General features: G+C 51.6%; 1 rRNA gene. It reads right to left on the reverse strand.

What is annotated here, in order from left to right:
• Window positions 1–870: ribosomal RNA gene (locus tag UQ64_RS27130) — 23S ribosomal RNA — on the reverse strand; the annotation flags it as partial.

The following is an 870-nucleotide window of genomic DNA, read 5'->3' on the forward strand; positions in this document are numbered from 1 at the left end:
TAGCGGATTACGGTGGTACAGTAATTTCAAACTGTTGTCCTTCGACTACGCCTTTCGGCCTCGCCTTAGGTCCCGACTTACCCTGAGCGGACGAGCCTTCCTCAGGAAACCTTGGGCTTTCGGCGGATCAGATTCTCACTGATCTTTTCGTTACTCATACCGGCATTCTCACTTGTATGCTGTCCAGCGCTCCTTACGGTACACCTTCAACCCACATACAACGCTCCCCTACCCCAGATACATACGTATCTAGCCATAGCTTCGGTGGTGTGTTTAGCCCCGTTACATTTTCGGCGCAGAGTCACTCGACCAGTGAGCTATTACGCACTCTTTCAATGGTGGCTGCTTCTAAGCCAACATCCTGGTTGTCTGTGCAACTCCACATCCTTTCCCACTTAACACACACTTGGGGACCTTAGCTGATGGTCTGGGCTGTTTCCCTTTTGACAATGGATCTTAGCACTCACTGTCTGACTCCCGGCAATAAGTATATGGCATTCGGAGTTTGACTGATCTTGGTAACCCTTGCGGGCCCCGCAACCAATCAGTGCTCTACCTCCACTACTCTTATACCGAGGCTAGCCCTAAAGCTATTTCGGGGAGAACCAGCTATCTCCGAGTTCGATTGGAATTTCTCCGCTACCCCCACCTCATCCCCGCATTTTTCAACATGCGTGGGTTCGGGCCTCCAGTGCGTGTTACCGCACCTTCACCCTGGACAGGGGTAGATCACACGGTTTCGGGTCTACGTCCACATACTAAATCGCCCTATTCAGACTCGCTTTCGCTGCGGCTCCGTCTTCTCGACTTAACCTTGCATGTTAAACGTAACTCGCCGGTTCATTCTACAAAAGGCACGCCATCACCCAT

The organism is Paenibacillus etheri (genome assembly GCF_001012825.1).
Lineage (GTDB): Bacteria > Bacillota > Bacilli > Paenibacillales > Paenibacillaceae > Paenibacillus_AQ > Paenibacillus_AQ etheri.